Consider the following 20,399-nt stretch of genomic DNA (forward strand, 5'->3'; position numbering starts at 1 on the left):
CTAGGGGCGGAGGGCTTCGACGACGTCGGTGAGGTTGACGGCGAACTCGCGGCGGAGGTCTGACTCTCCGATGAGCGAGGGCAACGTGAGGAGGTCTTTCAATGCACGAAGTAGGCTCTTGCTTTCGCGGTCGATGAGTTTCTCGGGGTCGCTTTTGAAGGCAAGTAGGGACTGGAGGAGAACCCAGATGAGGCCGGTGAGTCCGAGAGACTTGCCGTTGTCTCCGACGGCCCATCCTGACTGAGGGCTGACGAAGGTAACGGATTTAAGTAGGGTACCCTCTCTTATCGCTGGGGCCAAAGATCGGGGTTTTGTTCGATTGGAAGTGTCCACCATCTCCATGCGGGGAATGAGGGATGGTCGGCGAACTGTGGGGCGTTTGCTGGCGCAGGGCAACGAATGTGGCGGCCGCAAGTAGGAGAAGATAGAGGCCGAAGACGGCCAGCTTGCTCGACCTTGCTTGTCGGTGGGGAGCCAGTCCTCGATGTGGCGAGGTGTGGTAGGGTCTCGGACTGCGAGGGGTTCGGCATGGCGCGTCCTGGAGAAATTGCTGGCCCGGGAGGTACTGGTTGGCTTGTGGGGATCAGCTTATCGTTAGCGGTTGCAACAGGAAAGAGGGAAATCACGCGGTGTCGGTGAAAGGGGGCTTGATGGCTTAATCGAAACGTGGAGGTGATGAGGCTACTCGGCTAGCAGTTCGGTGTCGGATCGGTTATCTGAAAGCGCGGTTGCGCCGATTCGAGAACTGGCAAGGACGGAGGCAAGGGTTAAGAGTCTTAGGTGTCGCTTTTGGTCGTCACACCGGGTCCACGAGAGATTGGCTGAATCGTCCTCACTCAACGGACGATCTTGATATCAAGGCGGCTGTCTTAACCTGCTACCAAATTGCTACCCGTTTTGATATGTTTTGGATACATCGGACGACATAGAACAACATGCTTCGATGTAGTTCAATATCGCTGATACTAGCGTCATCATTGACTTTAGCGATTATGTAGCTGATATAGCGAAATTTAGATAGAACGCGCGAGTCGAATCCCCCACTCTCCGCCAGAATTCCCCTCACAATTTGATTAGCTACCTATGAAGCGGTGCCTTGCGCGTCGTGGCGCGGGACTGTTTCTGTTCGACTGGCGTGGGCAAAAAAATAGGCCGAGGCTGATCGTCGGCCTCGGCAATCTGTCCTTGTTTGAATTGAGTATCGCTCCCGAGCAGTGTTATCGCACTCCCGAGACCGGGTGACTAGAGTGGCCCATCCGGGGTAGAGACCACCCTCTGGTATTTCCGGCTGAGCTTCCGGCAGGGTGAGCGGCTTGGATGGCGCGCCTAAAGTGTGGGAGCGTGAAGGAAGATGCTGATGGCGGCAAGTTCCGGGTTGGCATGTAGGCTTACGTGCCATGCCGATATCGAGGGAGCGGATTTGCCTGCCGGAGGAATACCGAGCCGCGCCAGGACCCTGGGGTCGAGGTCGAAGGGCGAGCGGTTCTTTGTCGACATAAGTGCGTGGCAGGTGTCACAGGTTGTCGGGGCTCCCTTGGCCTGGTGACAGGCGATGCAGCTGCCCATCGTGGTGTCCTTCTCCTGGGCGATGGCGGTCCGCTCGGCCACAGGACCGTGGCACTCCTCGCAGGTATTGCCGGCGTGAGTCTTATGGCTGAAGGTGACAAATGAGGGGACACGGTAGATACGAACCCAGAGGATGGGGTCTTCGTTTTTCGCGGCTTCAGCGACTCGTTTGATATCGGGATTGTTCGTCGCAATGGAGACATGGCAGCTCATGCACTTGGCCGGTTGCGGCAGGGCCAGATTCGAGCCGTCGCCGCGTGGCTCATGACATTCGTTGCAGGTCATCTTTGCTGTCTGTACATGCAGCTTGTGATTGAAGGCGATTGGCTGCGCCGGAGCCGATGCAGAAGGATCGGACGCGGAAGCAGACGGCTTCGATGAAGGTGAACCGGCGGTCTGCGCATGGATTGCGACAGTGAACCCGAAGAGTATGGCAAGCATCAGCACGAACTTCTGCACTCGGAACCTCTCTCCTTAGAACCAGAGCGCCGTCTCCTGAGGAGAGCGCCTATCGATGAGTTTCAGATTACGCGAGAACCTTAGACGTTGCCCTTGCGCATCTCCTCTGCCAGGTATTCGCATGCACGCATGGAAAGTGTGCACATGGTGATGGTGGGATTCTGCCATCCGGCGCTCACAAAGACGCTGGCGTCGACGACGAAGAGATTCTTCGTATCGTGGCTCTGATTCCACTTGTTCACGACACCCTCCTTCGGGTCGTCGCTCATGCGAGCGGTCCCCTGCTCGTGGATGGAATAGCCGGGCGGGTTGAACTCGTAGTTCTTCACAAGGATGTCAAAACCGGCGGCCTCGGCCATGGCAGCCATGGTATCGACATAATCCTTTGCCATGTTGGTTTCGTTGCTGGTGTATTTCGTATAGATATTCAGCGTAGGGATGCCCCAGGCATCCACAACCTGTTTGTTGAGCGTTACGTGGTTCTCGTAATGTCCAAGAGCCTCGCCCATGATGTTAGTGGCGAAGCCGCTGCCGTTGTAGCTCTGCAGCTTTTGTTCCAGTTCTTTGCCGTAGAAGGGAAGAGCTCGTGCTTCGAAGGGGCCGTTGCTGCAGGAGACATTGACAGCGTAGCCCCGGATGAAGTCAGCGGCCTTGGTCTTGATATTGCGGAACCGAGGGATCAGGGCCCCGCCTCCCATGAGGTGAGGCGCAGCCTTGCCATCGCGCGCCTCGGGAACCGAGCAGATGATGCCGGCGCCGTAGATCTGGTCTGAAAGGTAATGACCGAGCGCGCCGCTGGAGTTACACATATCAGAGAGAAGCAACAGGCGTGTTGACTCCAGACAGCCGGCCGCGAGAACAATGACCCGAGCCTTGATGACCATCTCGCGGTGAGAGTGCCGGTCGATGAAGATGGCACCATCCGCCAGGCCCGTGTTCTTGTCCACCGTGATCTGCCGCACAATTGCGTTTGGAATTGTGGTCAGCTTGCCGGTAGCGACTGCATCCGGGATGAGCAGGTTGAGCGACGACGCGAGTCCATCCTTACCAAGAGACGAACGCGGCTTGGTGACGGGGACGCCGAGCTTCTGACCGGCATTGACGAAGCGCTGCATCGCTCCGGACCACGGGGAATTGTCTTCGACGAAGTTGCCGTCCGGATATTGGGGCAGGCCATCTTTATGGCCCGTAACACGGAAGATCTCTTCTACGCGGGAGTAGAACGGAGCGATCTCCTCGAGAGAGATGGGCCAGTTTTCTCCGAAGCCATCGTGGTCCTTGCATTTAAACTCGTAGTCGCTGAGGCGAAAGGACTGGCGTGCCCAGAAGGGAGAACGTCCTCCCACGCTTCGTACGCGCACCCAGTTATAAGGCGCCTCAGGCGGGTGATAGTAAGGCACGACCTTCTCATCGACCCACTGATTCGCGTTAAATTCATTCGCCTGAAAGACGTGCGGCAGACGTCCGGGAGCGTCGAAGCCGCGGAACGGGAGTTCGTTCACCGGTTTCATCTCGCGGTACTTCTCGAAATTGAGCATCGGACCTGCGTCCAGCATGGTGCAGGAGATGCCCTTCCCGGTCAAAATCTTTGCAGCCATCCCACCTGTGTGTCCTGACCCGATGATCAGCACGTCAACCTTCTTTTGTGCCATTCGCTCTCTGCTTCCTTCTGTGAAGGGGAAATTTATTAGGAATGCTTATGCCTTGGAGTAGGTGTCGCCTCCACGGAGCCCTCTTTAACCCACGTTTGAATGCCGGGTTCGATAGGGGTCCAGTAGAGACCGACGCCGGGGCTGCGATCTCCGGAAGCCTCAGCAGCGATGGCCCACGCAGGCGAATTGATGGTGGCTGTACGGATGTCGTGGTGGACCAGGTTGATGAAGCGGGTGTGGCCGTCTCGCGGCGGATGATCGTTCATCCATCCCTTCAGGTAGGGGCGGATGACGCTGTCGGCCTGTTTGGCGTCCGCCTTCGCGAAAGGCACGTTGAACTGTTTCATGCAGTCGGCGTCCAGGCGATCGAGTCCGTTGTTGTACATGGTCTGCTGCTCAACGGGCGAAGCGCCGATGTAGAAGTCCAGGAACTCTGGTGTGCCGGCCTTCATGGCGCTGGGATGATCTTCGCCGGGAGGCATCATGATGTCACAGAGCTGCACCAGAGTGGCGTACCGCGCAGGGGTAAAGTAGCGCGCCTCAGTGAGGGCGACCATGTCAGGTTGCGAGAGAGGGATGTTGGGCGTGTGAAACCGCGCCATCTGCTCCACACGAGACATTGCCTTGGGACTGGATGCGGCGGAAGGCTGTACCGCCATTGTGCCCTGGTCTGTCGCGTTCGGAGCAGGGGGTGGGTTTTGCGCCTGAGGTGCAGCTTTTTGCCCAAGTGCAGTGCTGGCCGTTGCCGTAGTGACTGCAAGGCCCTTTACAAAATCGCGGCGTCTCATGGGCGAAATGCTACGGGTTCTCAATAGAAACAGTCAATTACCGATCAGTTTCTGCTGTAAAAGCAAGGAGATTCAAGTACGACGAGACAGCTGGTAAGCGTTCCAAGCGGCGCAGGCCGCCTCTGCTTTGGAACGGAAGATGAAGGCGTTATAACCCTAGCTGCACTCGGTGGCGTCTGCGGAGATACCGGGGTTCGCTAGCGAGTTTGCGCGGGTTCTATCTTTGCCTTGGCCAGGATGCCCTCATCCTCTCCGGAGGTGCCCTTCACAACCAGATAGACCCGCACTGCACTGTCCTCTGCGGGGACGGTTGTGTCTAGCGCTATCGCCTTTGCCGGGTCTACGGTCTCGATTTCTTTCCGGGCTACTTCCAAACCATGCTGGTTGAAGAACGAAGCAATCAACGTTCCCGGGGAGAAGACGGAGAAGCTTCCATGCAGGCTTACTCCCTGGCTTCCGTGCACCGCCTTCAGTTGTTCGACGACGACGCCGGGAGCACGCATCTCCTGTGGCTGCTCTGAAATTGCGATGGGATGCCAGACTGTGTCGAATGCCTGACTTCCACCGGGCTGGAGCGTCACGATGGGGGAATTGACCTCTGCCTCCATGTAGAAGGGAGTGGCCAGTGGAGTCGTCGGCGGGATTGTGGCAGTGCCGCTTTTATCGAAGTGCACCGAAGGCCCGTTCTGGTAAAAGATCACCGTGGTGTTACCGGGATACTTTCCGCCAGGGTTAAAGTCAAAGCTCTCTACCATCCCGTAGTGGCTCATCTTATCCACAACCGCAAGCCATCCCGCAGTGGTGTCCAGCCATACTTCGTTGCCGAAGTAGGTCCAGTGCAGGCGAAACATGTCGTCGGCGACAGAAAACGCAGGATACTCCGCCAGACCATAGCGCACATGATAGCCATCCGGAAACGAAGATGCAGGGTTGCGCGGCGTGAATGCCCAGAGATCGTGGTTGTAGTCGTCGGGCGTTGATGGATTGGCCAGATCGTACTGGGACACGGACTGTATCGACCACGTGATCGGGTGCGCAGTTGCGTTCTCCATAACGGCGTGGAAGCGTATCTCGGGAGATGCCGCGCCAAGGCTGATGGTACGGACGATTCTGAGGCCGGTGATGTTGTCCGGCTGTCCGGTGAGCCGGACGACACACTGCTTGCCCTGCGAAACAACTTCGAAGCGGTAGGGGAGATCATCGATGGCCGTCGACTGGATGACCCAGTGGTTCTCGTCCTGCGAGCCTTCGGGCATTGGCCAGATCTTGTCTCCTCCGTAATTGATCCAGTCTCCCTTGGCTTCGTCAGGGGAGATGTATTTGCCCCGGAAACGCGGATTCACAAAGAGGAAGGGATGGCCGTTGAATTCGACCTGCATCAGGCGCCCGCCCAGCTGGGGAACGAAGGTAAGTGTCACCCAGGGGTTGGTGACGCGTTCGGCCTTCCAGCCAAGATACGTGCCTGTCTTAACGGTGCATGCCTCGTTCTTTACCTGCGCAGCAAGCGATGCAGAGAATAGCGTGGGGGCGATAGCGACGATAGTGGCAAAGAGCGCTTTCATGCCGGAGCCAATCTTTCTTTGTACGGGGATGAAAAAGAGACTGGTCCCTCGCCGCGAACAGGGGAGTTCGTAGCGAGGACCAGAGGGATTGCTTAGAAGTAGAGTTTGAGCGCGACCTGCATGATGCGCGGATCGCGAGCTGAGGTGACATAACCGAAGCCGCCTTCACCGGAGGCGTTCCAGTTACCCGACGGACCGTTGAACTGGGTGTGGTTGAAGACATTGAATGCTTCGGCACGGAACTGCAGGTAGATCGACTCGGTGAAGTCGAACTTACGTTGCAACGCCAGATCAGTATTGTTAATGCCTGGTCCGTGGAAGAACCGGCGTTTGGAATTGCCGAACTGCCCCAGCGGCTCCTGTGTGAAGAGCGTGGTGTCGAAGTACGGCAGGCCCTTGCGTGGGTCCTTGTTGACGATGAGCTTGCCCGGTGTGTAGTCGGGCAGGTCGGCGCTGGTCCCGGTCAGCGACTGGTCGTCGTTCTCCGAGATCGTTACCGGAAGACCAGTGGCGAAGGAAGTAATGCCGGAGAGCGCCCATCCTCTGGCGATGTAGTACGCCACTCCCGAGTGCGAGGGGGTGAGCAGGTCGAAGGGCAGTTGAATGGTGTAGCTGCCCACAAAGTTGTGGGTCACGTCGAAGTTCGACAGACCCCGGCTGAGGTCGGGGTTGATGACATTGGTCTTATCCGACTGCGCCGAGGCGTTGTCGAAGGAGCGGGAGAAGGTATAGCCCAGCAGGAACTCGTAGCGCTTGCTGGAGTGCTGCAACGAGGCCTGCAGCGAGTTGAAGCTCGACGAGGCCGTGGTCCGCATGAAGGGGTTGGAACCGAAGTCCAGCCCAAGAACGCGTGTACCTGGAACAACGGTGCCGTTGGCCTTGATGTACTCCTGGCTCTCAAGGCCTGGTCCGCAGTCGGTCTGACCGGCTGCGAGACCTGAACCCTGCAGCGAGAGGCAGAGTGCAGGATCGCCGGGGTTGGACTCCTCCTGCGTGATGAGCTTACGGCCGACGTTGCCCACGTAGTTCATGCTCATTACTGTCCGGCTGCCGATGCTGCGCTGGAAGCCAAGATAGTAGCTCTGCACATAGGGCAAGACGTTGTGCACATCAAACAGCGCGGAGCCGGAGATGGGCTTGACCTGATCCCAATTGAAGGTGGTATCCGGATTGTCCTTCGAAACGTTGGTTGGCGGGAAGTTGAAGGGAAAGCGCTGTCCTTCGTTGTTCCCCGTCGCTCGGTCGATATAGGGAGTCTCCAGCATCGGCTGCACTGGGCTGTAATAGAAGAGGCCGTACGGCGCGTCGCCTACTTCGATAAAGCCCGTTGCATCCTGGATATTGGTGTAGAAGAGGCCGTAGCCGCCGCGTAAGGTGAAGTTGCCGGGGCCGCCGGTGATCTTGCCGAGGAATCCCTCCGATGTCGACGGCGAAAAGTTGAAGCCGAAGCGAGGAGCGAAGTTGTTGTAGCGAATGGGAGCCAGCGTCCGCGAAACACCGGGGTCGCCTGGCACCAGGTAGCCCTTGGGAGCTCCGGGGAAGACGACGGATTGCTCGCCGGGGATCAGCGTCTCCAGCTTGTTTTGCGTGTCGTACCACGGCGTGGAGATCTCGTACCGCAGGCCGTAGTTGATGGTGAGGTTGTCCATAAGCCGCCATGAATCCTGCCCAAAGGCACCGAAGTAGTGGCTGCGCGAGTCCAGGATCTGTGGGCTGGCCTGAATGAAGTAGTTGGGTGCGCCGACCAGCAGATCGGCCAAGTCGCTGCCCGTCTCCTGCCCATTGAAGCCGAACTGCCCGTTGGCGGCGTAGTAGTTGCGCTCGTTGATCTGGTCGTAGTGGTAGTTGATGCCGTACTTCAGGTTGTGGCGGCCGATGGTCTGAGCGTAAGTTTCCAGTACCTGGAACATGTTGTTGTACTGGTTCAGCGTGTCGACCGGCGTACCGAAGCTGTAGTTGTTCAGACCGATCGAAGGCACGCCGGTCAGAGCTGGGTTGATGTTCGACAAGCCGCCGGTGTCCCCCCATGGCGTCGTAAAGCCCAGCGACGATAACGAAACGCCGGTACCTCCAACCGGGTTGCCAAGGTGATTGACCACGCGCATGTAGGTGAAGCGGAGATCATTGACCGAAGTGCCGTGCACGGTGGAGGTCAGCCCGAGGTTGATCATCTGTGCGCGGCCCTGGTTGGCAGAGGTAAAACCGGGGATATTGACGCCGCTGCCGTAAGGATCTTCCTGAGAGAACTGGTCGATGAAGTAGTAGCCGAAGAAATTGCCAAAGCGCGTGTTCAGGTCGCCTCGGAGACCTCCCTTGTTGTCCGTCAGATTAGCCGAGGCCGCCGCTGTCGCGAAGAAGTTGTTCGCCGAGTTGGCCTGCGGAATGTATTGCAGCAGGTGCGAGGCCGCCGGTGACCACGCCGACTGCGGAATATAAGCATTCGGAAAGACGCAGGTCGCCGCCGTGCAACCCGGAGAGTAGTAGGGTTCACCAGCTGTGACCGGACGGCCAAGACGATTGGTAAGCACCTGCGCCCACCCGGTTCCGGCTACTGTACTGCCGACCAGAGGAGACGTCGCGCTGGTGTCGAAGTAGCCGTTGCGGTTGGCCTCGGTCGGAACCTGGAAGTTCTGTGTGGCGCCCTTGATCTGCTTCGTCCCCTGGTAGTCGGCGAAAAAGAAGGCCTTGTCCTTGTGGATGGGGCCACCGATCGTGCCGCCGAAGATGTTCTGGATGAAGACGCCGCGCTGTCCTTGTGCAAAGTAGTTCGCCGCGTCGAGGTCGGTGTTGCGCAGGAAGTCGAAGGCGTTGCCGTGGAACTTGTTGGTGCCGGACTTGGTGACGACGTTGATCTCACCGCCGCTGAAGTTGCCGTACTCGGAATCGAAGTTATTGGTCAGGATGCGGAACTCGGCGATGGAGTCGAGGTTAGGAATGATCGCGGCTCCGTTGTAGACGCCCTCGTTGGCATCGGCGCCGTTGATCATGTAGCCGTTGGAGGCCTCGCGGCCGCCGTTGATCGATACGTTGCCGGGATCGAGGTCGCCTGAGACCGTGCGACCGGCCTCAGAGGTTCCCTTGTACGGCGACACACCGGGCTGCAGCGAAAGCAGATCGGTGAACGAGCGTCCATTGAGAGGCATCGAAGTCATCTTGGTGCTCTCGATCACCTGGCCGAGCTGCGTCGTCTGTGTCTCAACCTGCAGGGCGTTGGCGGTAACCTCCTGCACCTGGTTGGCTGAGCCTATCTGCACCGTTATGTCGATGCGGATTGCAGAGTTTGCATCCACCTTAATCCCTGTTGTCTGAGAGGGCCGGAAGCCGCTTGGTGAAGTCGATACCGTGTAGACCCCTACATTGAGCGCCGGAAACGTGTAGAAGCCTACGCTGTCGGCGGTTGCAATCTGCGTGATGCCAGTGGCCTCGTTCCGGATTGTGACCTGAGCCGCTGGAATGGCAGCGCCGCTTGGGTCAAGAACGTGTCCGGAGATAGATCCCGTGATTGCTGCATGCATAGTGGTCGCCCCCAGGACGAGCACGAGACATGCAAACAGAATTCCGCGAATGTGTTGAAGCATGATGTTCTCCTTATTGTTCGAAACGGGTAAATCACGAACTTTGATTTCGTTTGCTGCGGTCTGGGGGAGGGAGTTCTCCCTGTTGTGGTTGGTCCAGGCGGGCATCGGACAGGTCTGCTAGTTCATTTCGATCTTCCTTTCAGTCGGTCTACAGAGACTCCTCACCTTCCCGTCACTCGAACGGCATACGGAGGGACTGCAAATGAGCGCGGCTTGCGCGTCGATGGAGCAGTCATGGCTCCGAATGGATGTTGCGGGAGATAGAAGAAGTGCAGACTGTAATCGCGTCAGTCAGTCGACCTTCGCGAAACAGTCAATGGGTCTTTCGGGGAGGGCGTGCTGTGTTTCCCCCATCCGGAGACTCCGGGAGAGCAAAGGTGAACAGATCATTTCCTGCTGCGACGGCGAAGTACTGCTTCCCATCTACGGCGTAGCTCATAGGTGAGGCGTGAACCTGTTGACCGACGTTGAAGTGCCACAGGGAGGCCCCGCTCGAGCCGTTAACGATCTCAAATTCATCGGCGTCGTTCCCAAAGGCGACCAGGCCGCTGGCTGTGCTCATTGTTCCGGCGAAGGAATGAGCGTCTCCGGTTTGTGGATACCGCCAGGGGAACTTGCCCGTCACTGGATCGAAGGCGTTCAGGTACTTCTTGTTGTGTTCTGTGGCAAGGTGCGCTGCGCCGGTCGAGTAATACGCATGCCCCTCTTCGAACTCCTCGGTGTGTGCCTTGAAGACGCTGCAGTCCTCGAGCGACATGAAGTAGAAGAGGTGTGTCGTTTCGCTATAGGTGGGGGAGTACCAGTTCGTTCCTCCGGCATAGCTGGGGCACATCCGTGTCCCGCTCTCATTCGGGATCAGGTCGGTGCGGATTGGGCGGCCTTTTGCGTCGATACCCTTTGCCCAGTTCTGCATAAGAGCAAACTGTGTTGCCGTGAGGAATTCTCCAGTCTGGCGATCGAGTACGTAGACGAACCCATTGCGATTGGCTTGAAGGATCAGCTTGCGCGGCTGGCCCTTATAGGTGCCATTTACCAGCACGGGAGTCTCGGTCGCGTCGTAGTCGTTCAGGTCGTGGGGCGTGAACTGGAAGTGCCACTTCAGCTTGCCTGTATCCGGATCGAGCGCAAGCACGCAGTTGGTATAGAGATTGTCCCCTTCACGGACACTGCCGTCGAAGTCCGGGGAGGGATTTCCGCTGCCCCAGTAGATCGTGTTCAGCTCCGGGTCATAGGTGCCAGGCATCCATGTTGTTCCACCACCATGCTGGTAGATGGTTCCCTTTGGCCAGGTTTCGGATCCCGCGTCGCCCGGGGCTGGGATCGTCCAGAATCTCCAGAGCTCCTTGCCGGTCTTTGCGTCGAAGGCTGCCACAAAGCCACGCACCCCGTCGTCACCCCCTGAGGTTCCTACGAGTACCTTGTCCTTCACGACCAGGGGTGCACTGGTGGCGCCATAGTTTTTGTTTCCCGGAGCGTAGGACACCTCCCACAGCAGGTTCCCCGAGCGTGCGTCCAGGCATAGCAGGTGTGCGTTGTCCGTCTCCATATAAAGACGCGTGCCAAGAAGGGCGACGCCGCGATTGATATGGCCGGAAGCATCGTCAATCAGGCCCTGCGTTACCGCCCGCTCGTGATGCCATAGAACTTTGCCGGTCGTGGCATCCAGCGCATAGGCGTCGTTCGATCCGGTCATGTACATGATGTCGTCAACAACCAGAGGCGTGGCCTCGAGGATGCCGGCATTATGGCTATGAAATACCCACTGGGCCTGAAGTTGCGAAACATTCTGCGGCGTGACCTGATTGAGGCTGCTGTAGCGGCGACCTGTGTAGTCGCCGTTATAGGATGGCCAGTTCGCAAGAAGATCTGTCTTTCGCAACGCGTCACTGCTAACCAGATCATGCTCTGGCCTGGTCTGTGCATGACCGATCGTTACGGTGCCACTGACGCAGACAAGGCTCCAGATCAAACCACAGCACAGGCTGCGGAGAGGGTGACTCATTTGCGCTCCTTCGGATCGCTGTAGGGAAGATATCCGATTGCTTTCATGTTCAGGGAATAGACAAAGTGACCAGCCGTAATAAACAACGTCGAACGATCTTTCCCACCCCATGTCAGGTTGGCGGGAACGCTGGGCAGCAGGATTCGTCCGACCCGCTTGCCATCAGGGTTCCAGACCCAGATTCCGCCGGGACCGGTCACATAAAGATTTCCTTTCCTGTCGACTTTCATGCCATCCGGAACACCGCGCTCGCCATCGCTCTTCTCCTCGGCAAAAAGTGCTCCATCGGACACGCTTCCATTGTGATGAAAGCGATAGCGCCAGACTGTTCTGCGGTCCGTGTCATCGACGTAAAGAAACTTTCCGTCAGGAGAGAAGGCAAGGCCGTTGGGCTGCACGAGATCGCGAATGAGCAAACTCAACTTGCCGTGGCGATCCAGGCGATAGACACCCTGGAAGGGCGTCTCCTGTTTTTCGCCTTTCACCAGATCCAATGTCGGATCGGTGAAGTATAGAGCTCCGTCCGGACCAAGCGTTACGTCGTTGGGGCTGTTGAGGCGCATCCCTTGGTATCGATCTGCCAGCACGTCATATCGGCTCTCATCTGGAGCAAGGCGAATGAGCGCTCGAAGCACGCTGGCGGTGACGATTAACCGTTGCTTGCCATCACGAGTGTTTCCGTCCGGATCCCCAAGCTTCATCACGGTCTCGTGATGGCCATCGGGAAATAGTCGACAGAGTTCGTTCTTCCCCTCATCGCTTACGAGCAGGGTTCCAGCTGGCTCCCACACCGGCCCTTCCGTGAAGCCGAAGTCCTTGCCAATGACCTTGAGCTCGGTATCCTTGGCTATCAGATTCCAGAAGCTGGCTGAATCTTCCTTGAGCGCAAATTCGTGACCGCTGGTCCTTTGCTGGGCATCGGCGCAACTCGCCAATGCCAACGCTCCAGCCAGAAGCGTACGCACGAGACCGGAGCGATTCATTGGCCGCCTCCACGCCTCTTGCGGGCTGGCTTCGGCTCAATCGATGTTGCGGCACGAATTAGATAGCCGACGAGATCGTCGAGTTCTTTGGGTGAAAGGCGATCCTTATAGTCCCTGGGCATGAGGGATTGGCCGGTACGGTGAACTTCAGCCAGTCGGTCTTTTTTGAACCGGCGATACTGCCCGTCTTCCGTTTGAAGAACCAGAGTGAAGTTGTCCTCGGCGCGTACGACCCCCCGTACGCTGTCTCCTCCAGACGAACGTACCTCCACCACCTCAGACCTTCGACCAACTACCTTCTCCGGTTCGACAATGGCCGTGCGAATTTGGTCTGGTGGGGTTCCGTTGCCGTAGTCTGTGAGGTCGGAGGCGATGAATCCTCCCTCGCCGTGCACCATGTGGCACTTCGAGCATCCGGCACTCCCGAAAAAAAGCGCATGCCCTGCCTCAGCATCTCCTGTTACTTCAACGTTCTCCGTCTTGCCCTGCAGGACACGCAGATAGGCCACTACGTCCGAGATACCGCGATCCCCAAGGAAAGAGAAAGAGGGCATTCCCGCGCCGGGGATTCCGTTGTGAACGAAGTTGACTAGGTCTGCGTCTTTCAGTCCGGATACATTCCGCGCGGTGGCAATATTCGGCGCTCGCTCCCCACCGCGTCCGTCCGATCCATGACAACCAGCACAGTTGGTAGAGAAGATTCGACTTCCCGCCTGCGCGTCAGGGCTCTGGGCAGGCGAATGGTAGGACACGCCTACCAGCAACGCAAGGAAGACCGTGCCGTTCTGTAGAGACCATCTCATGGAAGCCCTGCCCGCCGGACCTTAATCGGTAGTCATGTACTCACTCGTCATCTCGACAAGCCTGCCATGCCGTTGTCACTTGTGGAAACGCCGCCACGCAATCAGCTTAACTCCTCTTTTGGAGCGTTGGAGCTGCGAGCGGTTGAACATCAAAAGTTGATGGGCTTCATTGAATGTTATATTTCGATGAAATACATCGGTCAGATGACGAGGTGTTTTGTAGGCCAAATAGCCTAGCACCTGCAGTTGCGACCGACCAGCGTGCCTGGGGGAGTGCTGCCAGATTCACCTTGTCAAAGAAGGTAAATCTGGCACTGCAGAGGACGTTGGTGGAGAGACGATCAGTTCGAAGGAGAGATGGACTTCGCCCGGTCTATCGGCTGAGCGTTCGTCAGAACGATATTCTCCTGATCTTTTGTCTCAAGTTTGGTGTAGAAGGAACGCAGGTTCGGATAATCCTTGGGTGGAAAGAGGAAGTCTCCCAGGCTGAGATCGCGACGGATGGTCACAGAGTCGGGCTTCTGCTCACTCGTAAGCACGTACAGTGCAGACGTCTCGAACATTTGTTTGTCTGCTGCTGGTACAGATTCAGCTTTGATGCTGGAAGGTAAATGGATACGGACCGCGTCCTGCAGCATGTGCGGGTAGGGGAAGTAAACGGCAAGCTGTCGCTTCTCATGAGGGAAGACAGCCTTTGAGTTACTCACGAAGATATCGGCGGGAACAAACAGGCGTTTACCGGTTGGCGCTCCGATCGCACCCTTGACGCTGTACTCCACAGTCAACGGTTTCTCGTAGTCCTCCGGTTGGGAGATCGAAGTGACTTGTACATTCATCCCGCCTGGAAACAGGTGCTCTAAATTGGTGCGAAGTTCTTTCTGAAGGCTTTGATTATCCCCCCTGAGCAATCGATGACGCCAACTGAGCGCATCTTCTCCCATGTAGGTGATCTTGACGGTTCCATTGACTTCCCCGTGATCATCCATCTTCAGGTCAGCGATCCGCTGGGTGCGTGAGAAGCTATATCCTTCACCGGGAGTCGTTGCGATCACACTTCCATCTTCTGTTTGGCGAATGCCACCCGCATACGTATGGATCCAGTCAAGATGTCCGTAAGGGCAGTATCTGGATCCGGGATCGAAGAATCTTTCCTTGCCGCCCACATTCACGACTGCGATGTCGTCGTCCAGTTGTGACAGATTGAGGTAGTAGTTGGTAAAGATACTGCGATCGCGACGGGTAAGCGCAAAGAGGTAGGCCTTCATCCCTGCAGCTCTGGCCATCGCTACAAAAAGTTCGGTGAGCTGATCCGACGTGCCGCGTTTCCGCTCAAGGATATCGTCGGTATTGTGGACTTCACGTAAGCCAGCCGCCCGATCTTCAGTACGATCATGTTCTCGGCTGTAGTCGGTATTCTCGAGAGCCATAACGGCAGCGTAGAACTTCTGGAGTTTTTGATCCTGACTGTCGGCTGGCGTAGAGAGTTCACGAACAGCCGCAGCAACTTTCGGGCCAGGGCCGATAAATTTGTCGCGATCTTTCGCCCAGTATTTCCCTTCGGCTTTCCAGAATTCCTCCGTGGTTCGATACGGGGAATAGTAAAAGCGCACACGATACGTGAAGCTGCCGATTGGAGGCATGTATTCCTCTTGCGGGGCCGGAGGAATGTCGTGCACATTGAGCTCCAAGATGAGTTGGCCCTCAACCTCTGACTGTACAGGTGGAAGTCGTGATTGCTTTACCTCCGCACCAGGAGGAAGGATAGGAAGCCAACCGATGCTGTTCGTAAGGTGTTCGCGGCCAGCGCTCTTGCTGATCAGTTGTTTATTAGTGGGTTTCCAAACGTAGCGGCCTTTACGAAGATAGAGGTCGGACTGGATATACCAGGTCGGCGAAATATACCAGTAGTCGTCATATCGCAACGTGTAGCGATATTCAATGATGCTGCCTACCTCCACATCCGGCATGGTGAAGACCTTAGCCATGTGCTTATAGCCTTCCGCTCCGTGTGTCCTTTCGATGAGCTTCTCGTAAGGCTTTCCAGTGAAGGGGATGATGGTGCCATCCGGGTGAATGGTGCGTCCGGAGATGTCGTTTACCGTATAACCACCACCGTTGCTCGAAGAACCGTAATCTAATTCGACATTGGCATAATCTTTGCCTTTTTCCGTTAGAACTTTAAGGCGCACATAGACACTCCAAACGTGGAGTTTGTCTTCTGTGATTTCGTCACGGTCGAGATAAACCGCGGCGATACCGGGATAGCCGTCCTGCGAAGTCATTGATAACTCTTCCTTCGTAGGCGTGGTCCACTGGTCCGCGAACAGCAGCGGGGTGATGCTAACAAGGCCCGTTAGAATTGCGGCGTAGAAGAGATGCGATCTAATATTCACTTTCTTATTTCCTTTTTTTAGCCAGCCTGCTTTATTGCTTTTTCAGAACGGCCCTGCTCTGTTCATCGGTAGCGATCAAGCTTGAAAGCTTTCGCAGGTCCCCGTATTTCTGAGGCGTGAGGACGATCTGACGGACGGTGTAGGTGCGAGAGTAATGAAGAGTCTTTCCTTTGACACTGGTGGAGCTTGTGTAAGAGGCGAAGCCGACATCCAAGGCAACGGCATTGGGTGTCTCATCGACAGCAAAGCCATCGGGTAGCTCGATGTCGTATTCGTCGTTGACTTGTATCGTCTGGCGTAGATCTATGGGAACCTTGCGGTCCTTTTGATCGACTTCGGGCGCATCTTCGCCGAGAACGCGCGGTCGGACTGCAAGAAGTGGGCCCATAGCCCGTGCGTAGCTATCTACGTCAATGTTGTATGAGAGTGTCAGTTTCTTATTGAGCGCCTCTGCGTTCTCTACTTTTACATCCGAGACCTTGAACGTGGAGAAGTCTTGTTCGAGAACATGATCAAGATTTTCGTTCTGCTCCTGGGCACTGCCGTGAGTGTAAAGTGCACGTCGACGATCCGAGACGTCCCCGAATCGATCTTCCGTAACCCTTCCCTTGAGTGAGCCGTTCGCCGCCAGCTGAAGGTGGCCTACCCGATAGATGGTGTTGAACGTAGGCGGCAGCAGGGGTATCTGAATGACCTGGCTGTCTGGCCCCTCCATGAGAACGCCATAGCCGCCCTGCAATTCATGCTCGACCTGACCAAAAGGCGTCTTCTCCCAGGTTGGATCAAAGACGAGATAGCGGCGGCCCGTCTTCGCGGTGAAAACACTACGCAATTTCGGAGAGTCATAGCCCTGGGGAATCTCGATCGCAGTAACCATGTGGTTTCCCACGATAGAAGGCGAGTCGGGATCGATGACCCCGCGACGGCTGTCGACCATCAGGAGTGCCGCGTGAACTCCTACGGTGGACAGCATGGAAGAAAGTAAGGTCGCCTTATCTTTGCAATCGCCATATCGATTGCGATAGATGTCGGCAGCAAAGTGGGGCTGGTAACCGCCAATTCCCATCTCGATGGCGAAATAGCGAACGTCCTTCTGAACAAACTCGGCGATTGCCTCAGTCTTATCGTAGAAGTCTGTCTTGCCCGCCGTAAGTTCCCTGGCCTTGGTTACCATCTCCGGGATTGCTGTCAGGCGATCGTGCGAGAGGCCTTCATACCACTCTCCGATTCCTTGCCAGCCATCTTTTGGGACCGCAGACGAAGGGCCGAACCTGACTGTCATTCTTCCTGCAAGTGAGAGTGCTGACGGACGATGAAGAACCTGTTCCAGATCGATGGCAGGAGTGTTATTGATCTCCCAACGCCATCGTCGGCGATCTTCCGGGTCGGACTCCTGAATCTTGGAGTGATGGGTCCACACGGTGGTGTAGCTGAAGCCAGCGGGAAGCTCAAGCGTGAAGCTCTGATGAAGTCTGGGGCTGGAGTCCTGAAAGAACCACGTCTTTTCGGCAATGTAAGGCAACATGCGCTGCTCGTACTCATAGGCGACTACGCCACCCGGATCGCGACCGGGAGGTCTGGCTGCGCGAATGCGCTCATCCTCGTACAGGTTTCCCTGTCCCGGATACCCCAACTCGACCATTTCTTTGTCGTTAAGAGCGTATTCCTGACCGCTAGGGCCGATACTCCATACGTGCATCGAAAGGATCTTCCTGTCCTTGTCGAAGGGAACAAAAACCAGCCCCTGATCTCTTCCTTGTGGACGAAGAATCTTGATTACAGTACGTGAGTGCTCGATTGCTGTACCGTCCAGATTGACGGTGTAGGTCGTGTCGTCGAGCAGTACCACTGCCTTCGTGTCGGGCGGATAGGCGGGAAGGACCTGAGTCGCAGCGGCCTTGACCCACTCCGGGACGCTTTCCTTCGCGCGAGCCGACAATGGTGAAAGCAGACAACAGAAAAGGACAAACCTGGAGTTCGATTTGCGCAGCAGAAAATTAAGGTTCCAAATCATTCAGCCTCTTACGCGCAGGCTCACCAATCGGAGAAGCTGTCTCTGCTCCGGTGTGCTTTAGTTGTCTGCGTCAGGCTGTTATACGACGGGCTATGTTCGTGTTCAAGAAAAAAGTAAGGCAACTTGGAATTTTGGCGCCTTCGGACTTCGGTGGAGGAGGTTCCGGCCGAAGAAACTACGTGCTGCCCGCGGCTAATCAGAAAAAAGATCGAGCTGTGCCTTTCGATTCGAGGGAGATTTTGCGCGTTGGTCGTCGAAGACCGTCCTCCCGCCATGGGATGCAGAGATCGTTCTTTCGTGCGCCAGAGCCTCAGTGAAGTCAGCCAGAGGCTCACGATCTTGTTCGACCTGTCGCGTCAGGCGGTCAAGGCGTTTGAAGGCGTCCAGTTTCGTTGTGTCTCCCACGCGAGCGGCGGTCAAAGATCGTCGCAGAATACCCAGGGATTCGTCGTAGGTCTTTAGCGGGACCGGGAACGGGTGCCCGTCTTTGCCTCCGTGTGCGAACGAAAAGCGAGCAGGATCGGAGAATCGGCTAGGCGCGCCGTGTACCACCTCGGCAATGAGGGCAAGAGACTGCAGTGTTCTCGGTCCGAGACCCTCCACGAGAAGGAGAGAGACGAAATCCCGGAGTTCCTGCTCATGCGCGACTGCCAGAACAGCGCCCAGCCGCTTCAGATCGATGTTTTCTGCTCGAACATCGTGATGCGCCGGCATAACCAGCTTGCGTGCCTCTTGTAACGATCTATCCACCGGCTCCCTGGAGACGGAGAGAATGGCTTCGCGTGCGCGAGTAGCGCGGCTGTCGGCCAGATTCAGAATCGTTCCCTGCGATCTTCCAACGATGGCGGTATGAGGGTCGGAGACAAAGTCGCGGACCGATGCGGAATGCCAGTGATAACGGCGTGCTGTCCTGTTGTCGGAATTCATCCCCTGCTGGATCACCGCCCAATCGCCGGTTCGTGTGACTACGAAGCTGTGGAGGTAAAGCTGAAAGCCATCCTTGATGGCGTTGTTGTCGACCCGTGCGGTCAGCCGGCTGGTGCGGGCGAGGGAGTCACCATCCAGCCCCGTGTTCAGGGAGAGGCTCCGAAGCTCTTCAGGAGTGCGGGTGGAGTGCCGTCCTCGCCCCCCGCAGACGAAAAGGCCCAGATCATTAAAGCGAGTATTCAGACTGCGTTTCAGTGCTCCCATGACGGAAGTAGTAATTCCGGAGGAGTGCCAGTCCATCCCCATGACTGAACCGAAGGCTTGAAACCAGAATGGGTCGCTGAGACGAATCAGGAACTCCGCCGGACCGTAGTCGAGAACGATGCTCTCCGTGATCGCTCCGCCAAGCTCCGTCATGCGTGCTGCGAGCCAGGCAGGAACTCGGCCACCATGCAGGGGAAGGTCGGCGGTGCCTGATCGCTTCATTGCACTATATTTTCGCCCTTTATTCGCTTAAAATCAAAAGGGTCCTAGACTACATACTGATGATGACTGACGGTCTCGATCCGACGAGTACGGGATTACCGGGACCCCGCAAGATCGTTCACGTCGACATGGACGCCTTTTATGCTTCGGTAGAGCAGCGCGATGATGCGTCGCTACGCGGTAAGCCCGTGGTCGTCGCCTGGCGTGGCAAACGCTCCGTGGTGTGCGCGGCGTCCTACGAGGCTCGGCGCTTCGGAGTGCGTTCCGCGATGGCTGCGGTCCATGCCGAACGCCTTTGCCCGCATGCCATCTTTATTCCTCCTGACTTTCCCCGATATAAGGCTGTCTCGCAATCGGTACGAGAGATCTTTCGGCGCCATACCGACCTGATCGAGCCGCTCTCCCTCGACGAAGCCTATCTCGATGTGACCAGCAACAAGATGGGATTGCCGACGGCGACTCGGGTTGCCAGGATCATTCGTCAGCAGATCCGAGAAGAGCTTAATTTGACTGCCTCAGCCGGGGTCGCCCCTAATAAGTTCCTCGCGAAGATCGCATCGGACTGGCGCAAACCAGATGGGCTGTTTGTGATCCAGCCTCACGAGGTAGAGGCATTTCTGCTACCGCTACCGGTGGGGAGGATTCCCGGGGTAGGGAAGGTGATGGAAGATCGCCTGAAGCAGCTTGGAATTTCGGCTGTCGGCGATCTGCGGAACCTCAGCCAGCCTGATCTCCATGGCCTGTTCGGTCGGTATGGAATGCGCCTGTACGAGCTTGCTCGCGGCATCGACCACAGCAGAGTCGTTCCGGACAGACCCACCAAGTCGATCTCCGCAGAAGATACCTTCGAAACCGACCTGACGTTGGATGGCACGGAGGACATAATTCGGCGGCTTGCGGAGAAGGTTTGGAATGCTTCGCGCCGGGATGGGCGCGTTGCACGAACGGTGGTGTTGAAGCTGAAGACGAGTGAGTTCAACATCCTAACGCGTAGCCACACGCCTGCGGTGCCACTAGCCTCTGCTGAGGAACTTGCGGCCACTGCTCTCGCTCTTCGTAACCGCGTGGAGATTCGTGCCAGTCAGAAGTTTCGCCTAGTGGGAGTCGGACTGAGCAACTTCCAGGACGCTGAGACGCAAAGCAGGTCCTCGCTCTTTGACTGAGGCGGTTATGAATCGTCCAATGC

General features: G+C 56.8%; 13 protein-coding genes. 1 reads left to right on the forward strand and 12 read right to left on the reverse strand.

The window, feature by feature from the left end; genetic code table 11:
- The 12 genes from JAO29_RS15535 to JAO29_RS15590 form a co-directional block, all read right to left on the reverse strand.
- On the reverse strand, nucleotides 1-300 hold the full coding sequence (locus tag JAO29_RS15535) for a hypothetical protein (protein ID WP_334269159.1): 300 nt from the start codon (nucleotides 298-300) through the stop codon (nucleotides 1-3).
- Between the two features lie 1,026 nt (nucleotides 301-1,326).
- On the reverse strand, nucleotides 1,327-2,025 hold the full coding sequence (locus tag JAO29_RS15540; RefSeq protein WP_334269160.1) for a cytochrome c3 family protein: 699 nt from the start codon (nucleotides 2,023-2,025) through the stop codon (nucleotides 1,327-1,329).
- An 80-nt stretch (nucleotides 2,026-2,105) separates the two neighbouring features.
- Nucleotides 2,106-3,677: a GMC family oxidoreductase gene (locus tag JAO29_RS15545; protein WP_334269161.1), complete on the reverse strand. Its 1,572-nt coding sequence runs from the start codon at nucleotides 3,675-3,677 to the stop codon at nucleotides 2,106-2,108.
- A 35-nt stretch (nucleotides 3,678-3,712) separates the two neighbouring features.
- Nucleotides 3,713-4,465, reverse strand: a complete 753-nt coding sequence (locus JAO29_RS15550; RefSeq protein WP_334269162.1) for a gluconate 2-dehydrogenase subunit 3 family protein — start codon at nucleotides 4,463-4,465, stop codon at nucleotides 3,713-3,715.
- 197 nt (nucleotides 4,466-4,662) lie between these two features.
- Nucleotides 4,663-6,027 carry a hypothetical protein gene (locus JAO29_RS15555; protein ID WP_334269163.1) on the reverse strand — a complete coding sequence of 455 codons (1,365 nt, stop codon included), beginning with the start codon at nucleotides 6,025-6,027 and terminating at the stop codon, nucleotides 4,663-4,665.
- Between the two features lie 92 nt (nucleotides 6,028-6,119).
- Nucleotides 6,120-9,605 (reverse strand): TonB-dependent receptor, encoded by a 3,486-nt coding sequence (locus JAO29_RS15560; RefSeq protein WP_334269164.1) that lies wholly within the window; start codon nucleotides 9,603-9,605, stop codon nucleotides 6,120-6,122.
- A 313-nt stretch (nucleotides 9,606-9,918) separates the two neighbouring features.
- Nucleotides 9,919-11,607, reverse strand: a complete 1,689-nt coding sequence (locus JAO29_RS15565) for a pyrroloquinoline quinone-dependent dehydrogenase (protein WP_334269165.1) — start codon at nucleotides 11,605-11,607, stop codon at nucleotides 9,919-9,921.
- On the reverse strand, nucleotides 11,604-12,590 hold the full coding sequence (locus tag JAO29_RS15570; RefSeq protein WP_334269166.1) for an SMP-30/gluconolactonase/LRE family protein: 987 nt from the start codon (nucleotides 12,588-12,590) through the stop codon (nucleotides 11,604-11,606). Before JAO29_RS15570 ends, JAO29_RS15565 begins: the two co-directional genes overlap by 4 nt.
- Nucleotides 12,587-13,393 carry a c-type cytochrome gene (locus tag JAO29_RS15575; protein WP_334269167.1) on the reverse strand — a complete coding sequence of 269 codons (807 nt, stop codon included), beginning with the start codon at nucleotides 13,391-13,393 and terminating at the stop codon, nucleotides 12,587-12,589. The genes JAO29_RS15570 and JAO29_RS15575 overlap by 4 nt, the downstream gene beginning before the upstream one ends.
- A 341-nt stretch (nucleotides 13,394-13,734) precedes the next feature.
- Nucleotides 13,735-15,786, reverse strand: coding sequence for a DUF3857 domain-containing protein (locus tag JAO29_RS15580; RefSeq protein ID WP_334269168.1), 2,052 nt, complete (start codon nucleotides 15,784-15,786; stop codon nucleotides 13,735-13,737).
- Nucleotides 15,787-15,817: 31 nt separating this feature from the next.
- On the reverse strand, nucleotides 15,818-17,800 hold the full coding sequence (locus JAO29_RS15585) for a DUF3857 domain-containing protein (protein WP_334269169.1): 1,983 nt from the start codon (nucleotides 17,798-17,800) through the stop codon (nucleotides 15,818-15,820).
- Between the two features lie 192 nt (nucleotides 17,801-17,992).
- Nucleotides 17,993-19,213 (reverse strand): DUF763 domain-containing protein, encoded by a 1,221-nt coding sequence (locus tag JAO29_RS15590; RefSeq protein WP_334269170.1) that lies wholly within the window; start codon nucleotides 19,211-19,213, stop codon nucleotides 17,993-17,995.
- Nucleotides 19,214-19,272: 59 nt separating this feature from the next.
- Between JAO29_RS15590 and dinB the strand changes: the two genes are divergently transcribed.
- Nucleotides 19,273-20,376 (forward strand): DNA polymerase IV, encoded by a 1,104-nt coding sequence (gene dinB / locus JAO29_RS15595; RefSeq protein ID WP_334269171.1) that lies wholly within the window; start codon nucleotides 19,273-19,275, stop codon nucleotides 20,374-20,376.
- Nucleotides 20,377-20,399 lie beyond the last annotated feature (23 nt).

Source organism: Edaphobacter sp. HDX4 (genome assembly GCF_036877565.1).
Classification (GTDB): domain Bacteria; phylum Acidobacteriota; class Terriglobia; order Terriglobales; family Acidobacteriaceae; genus Edaphobacter.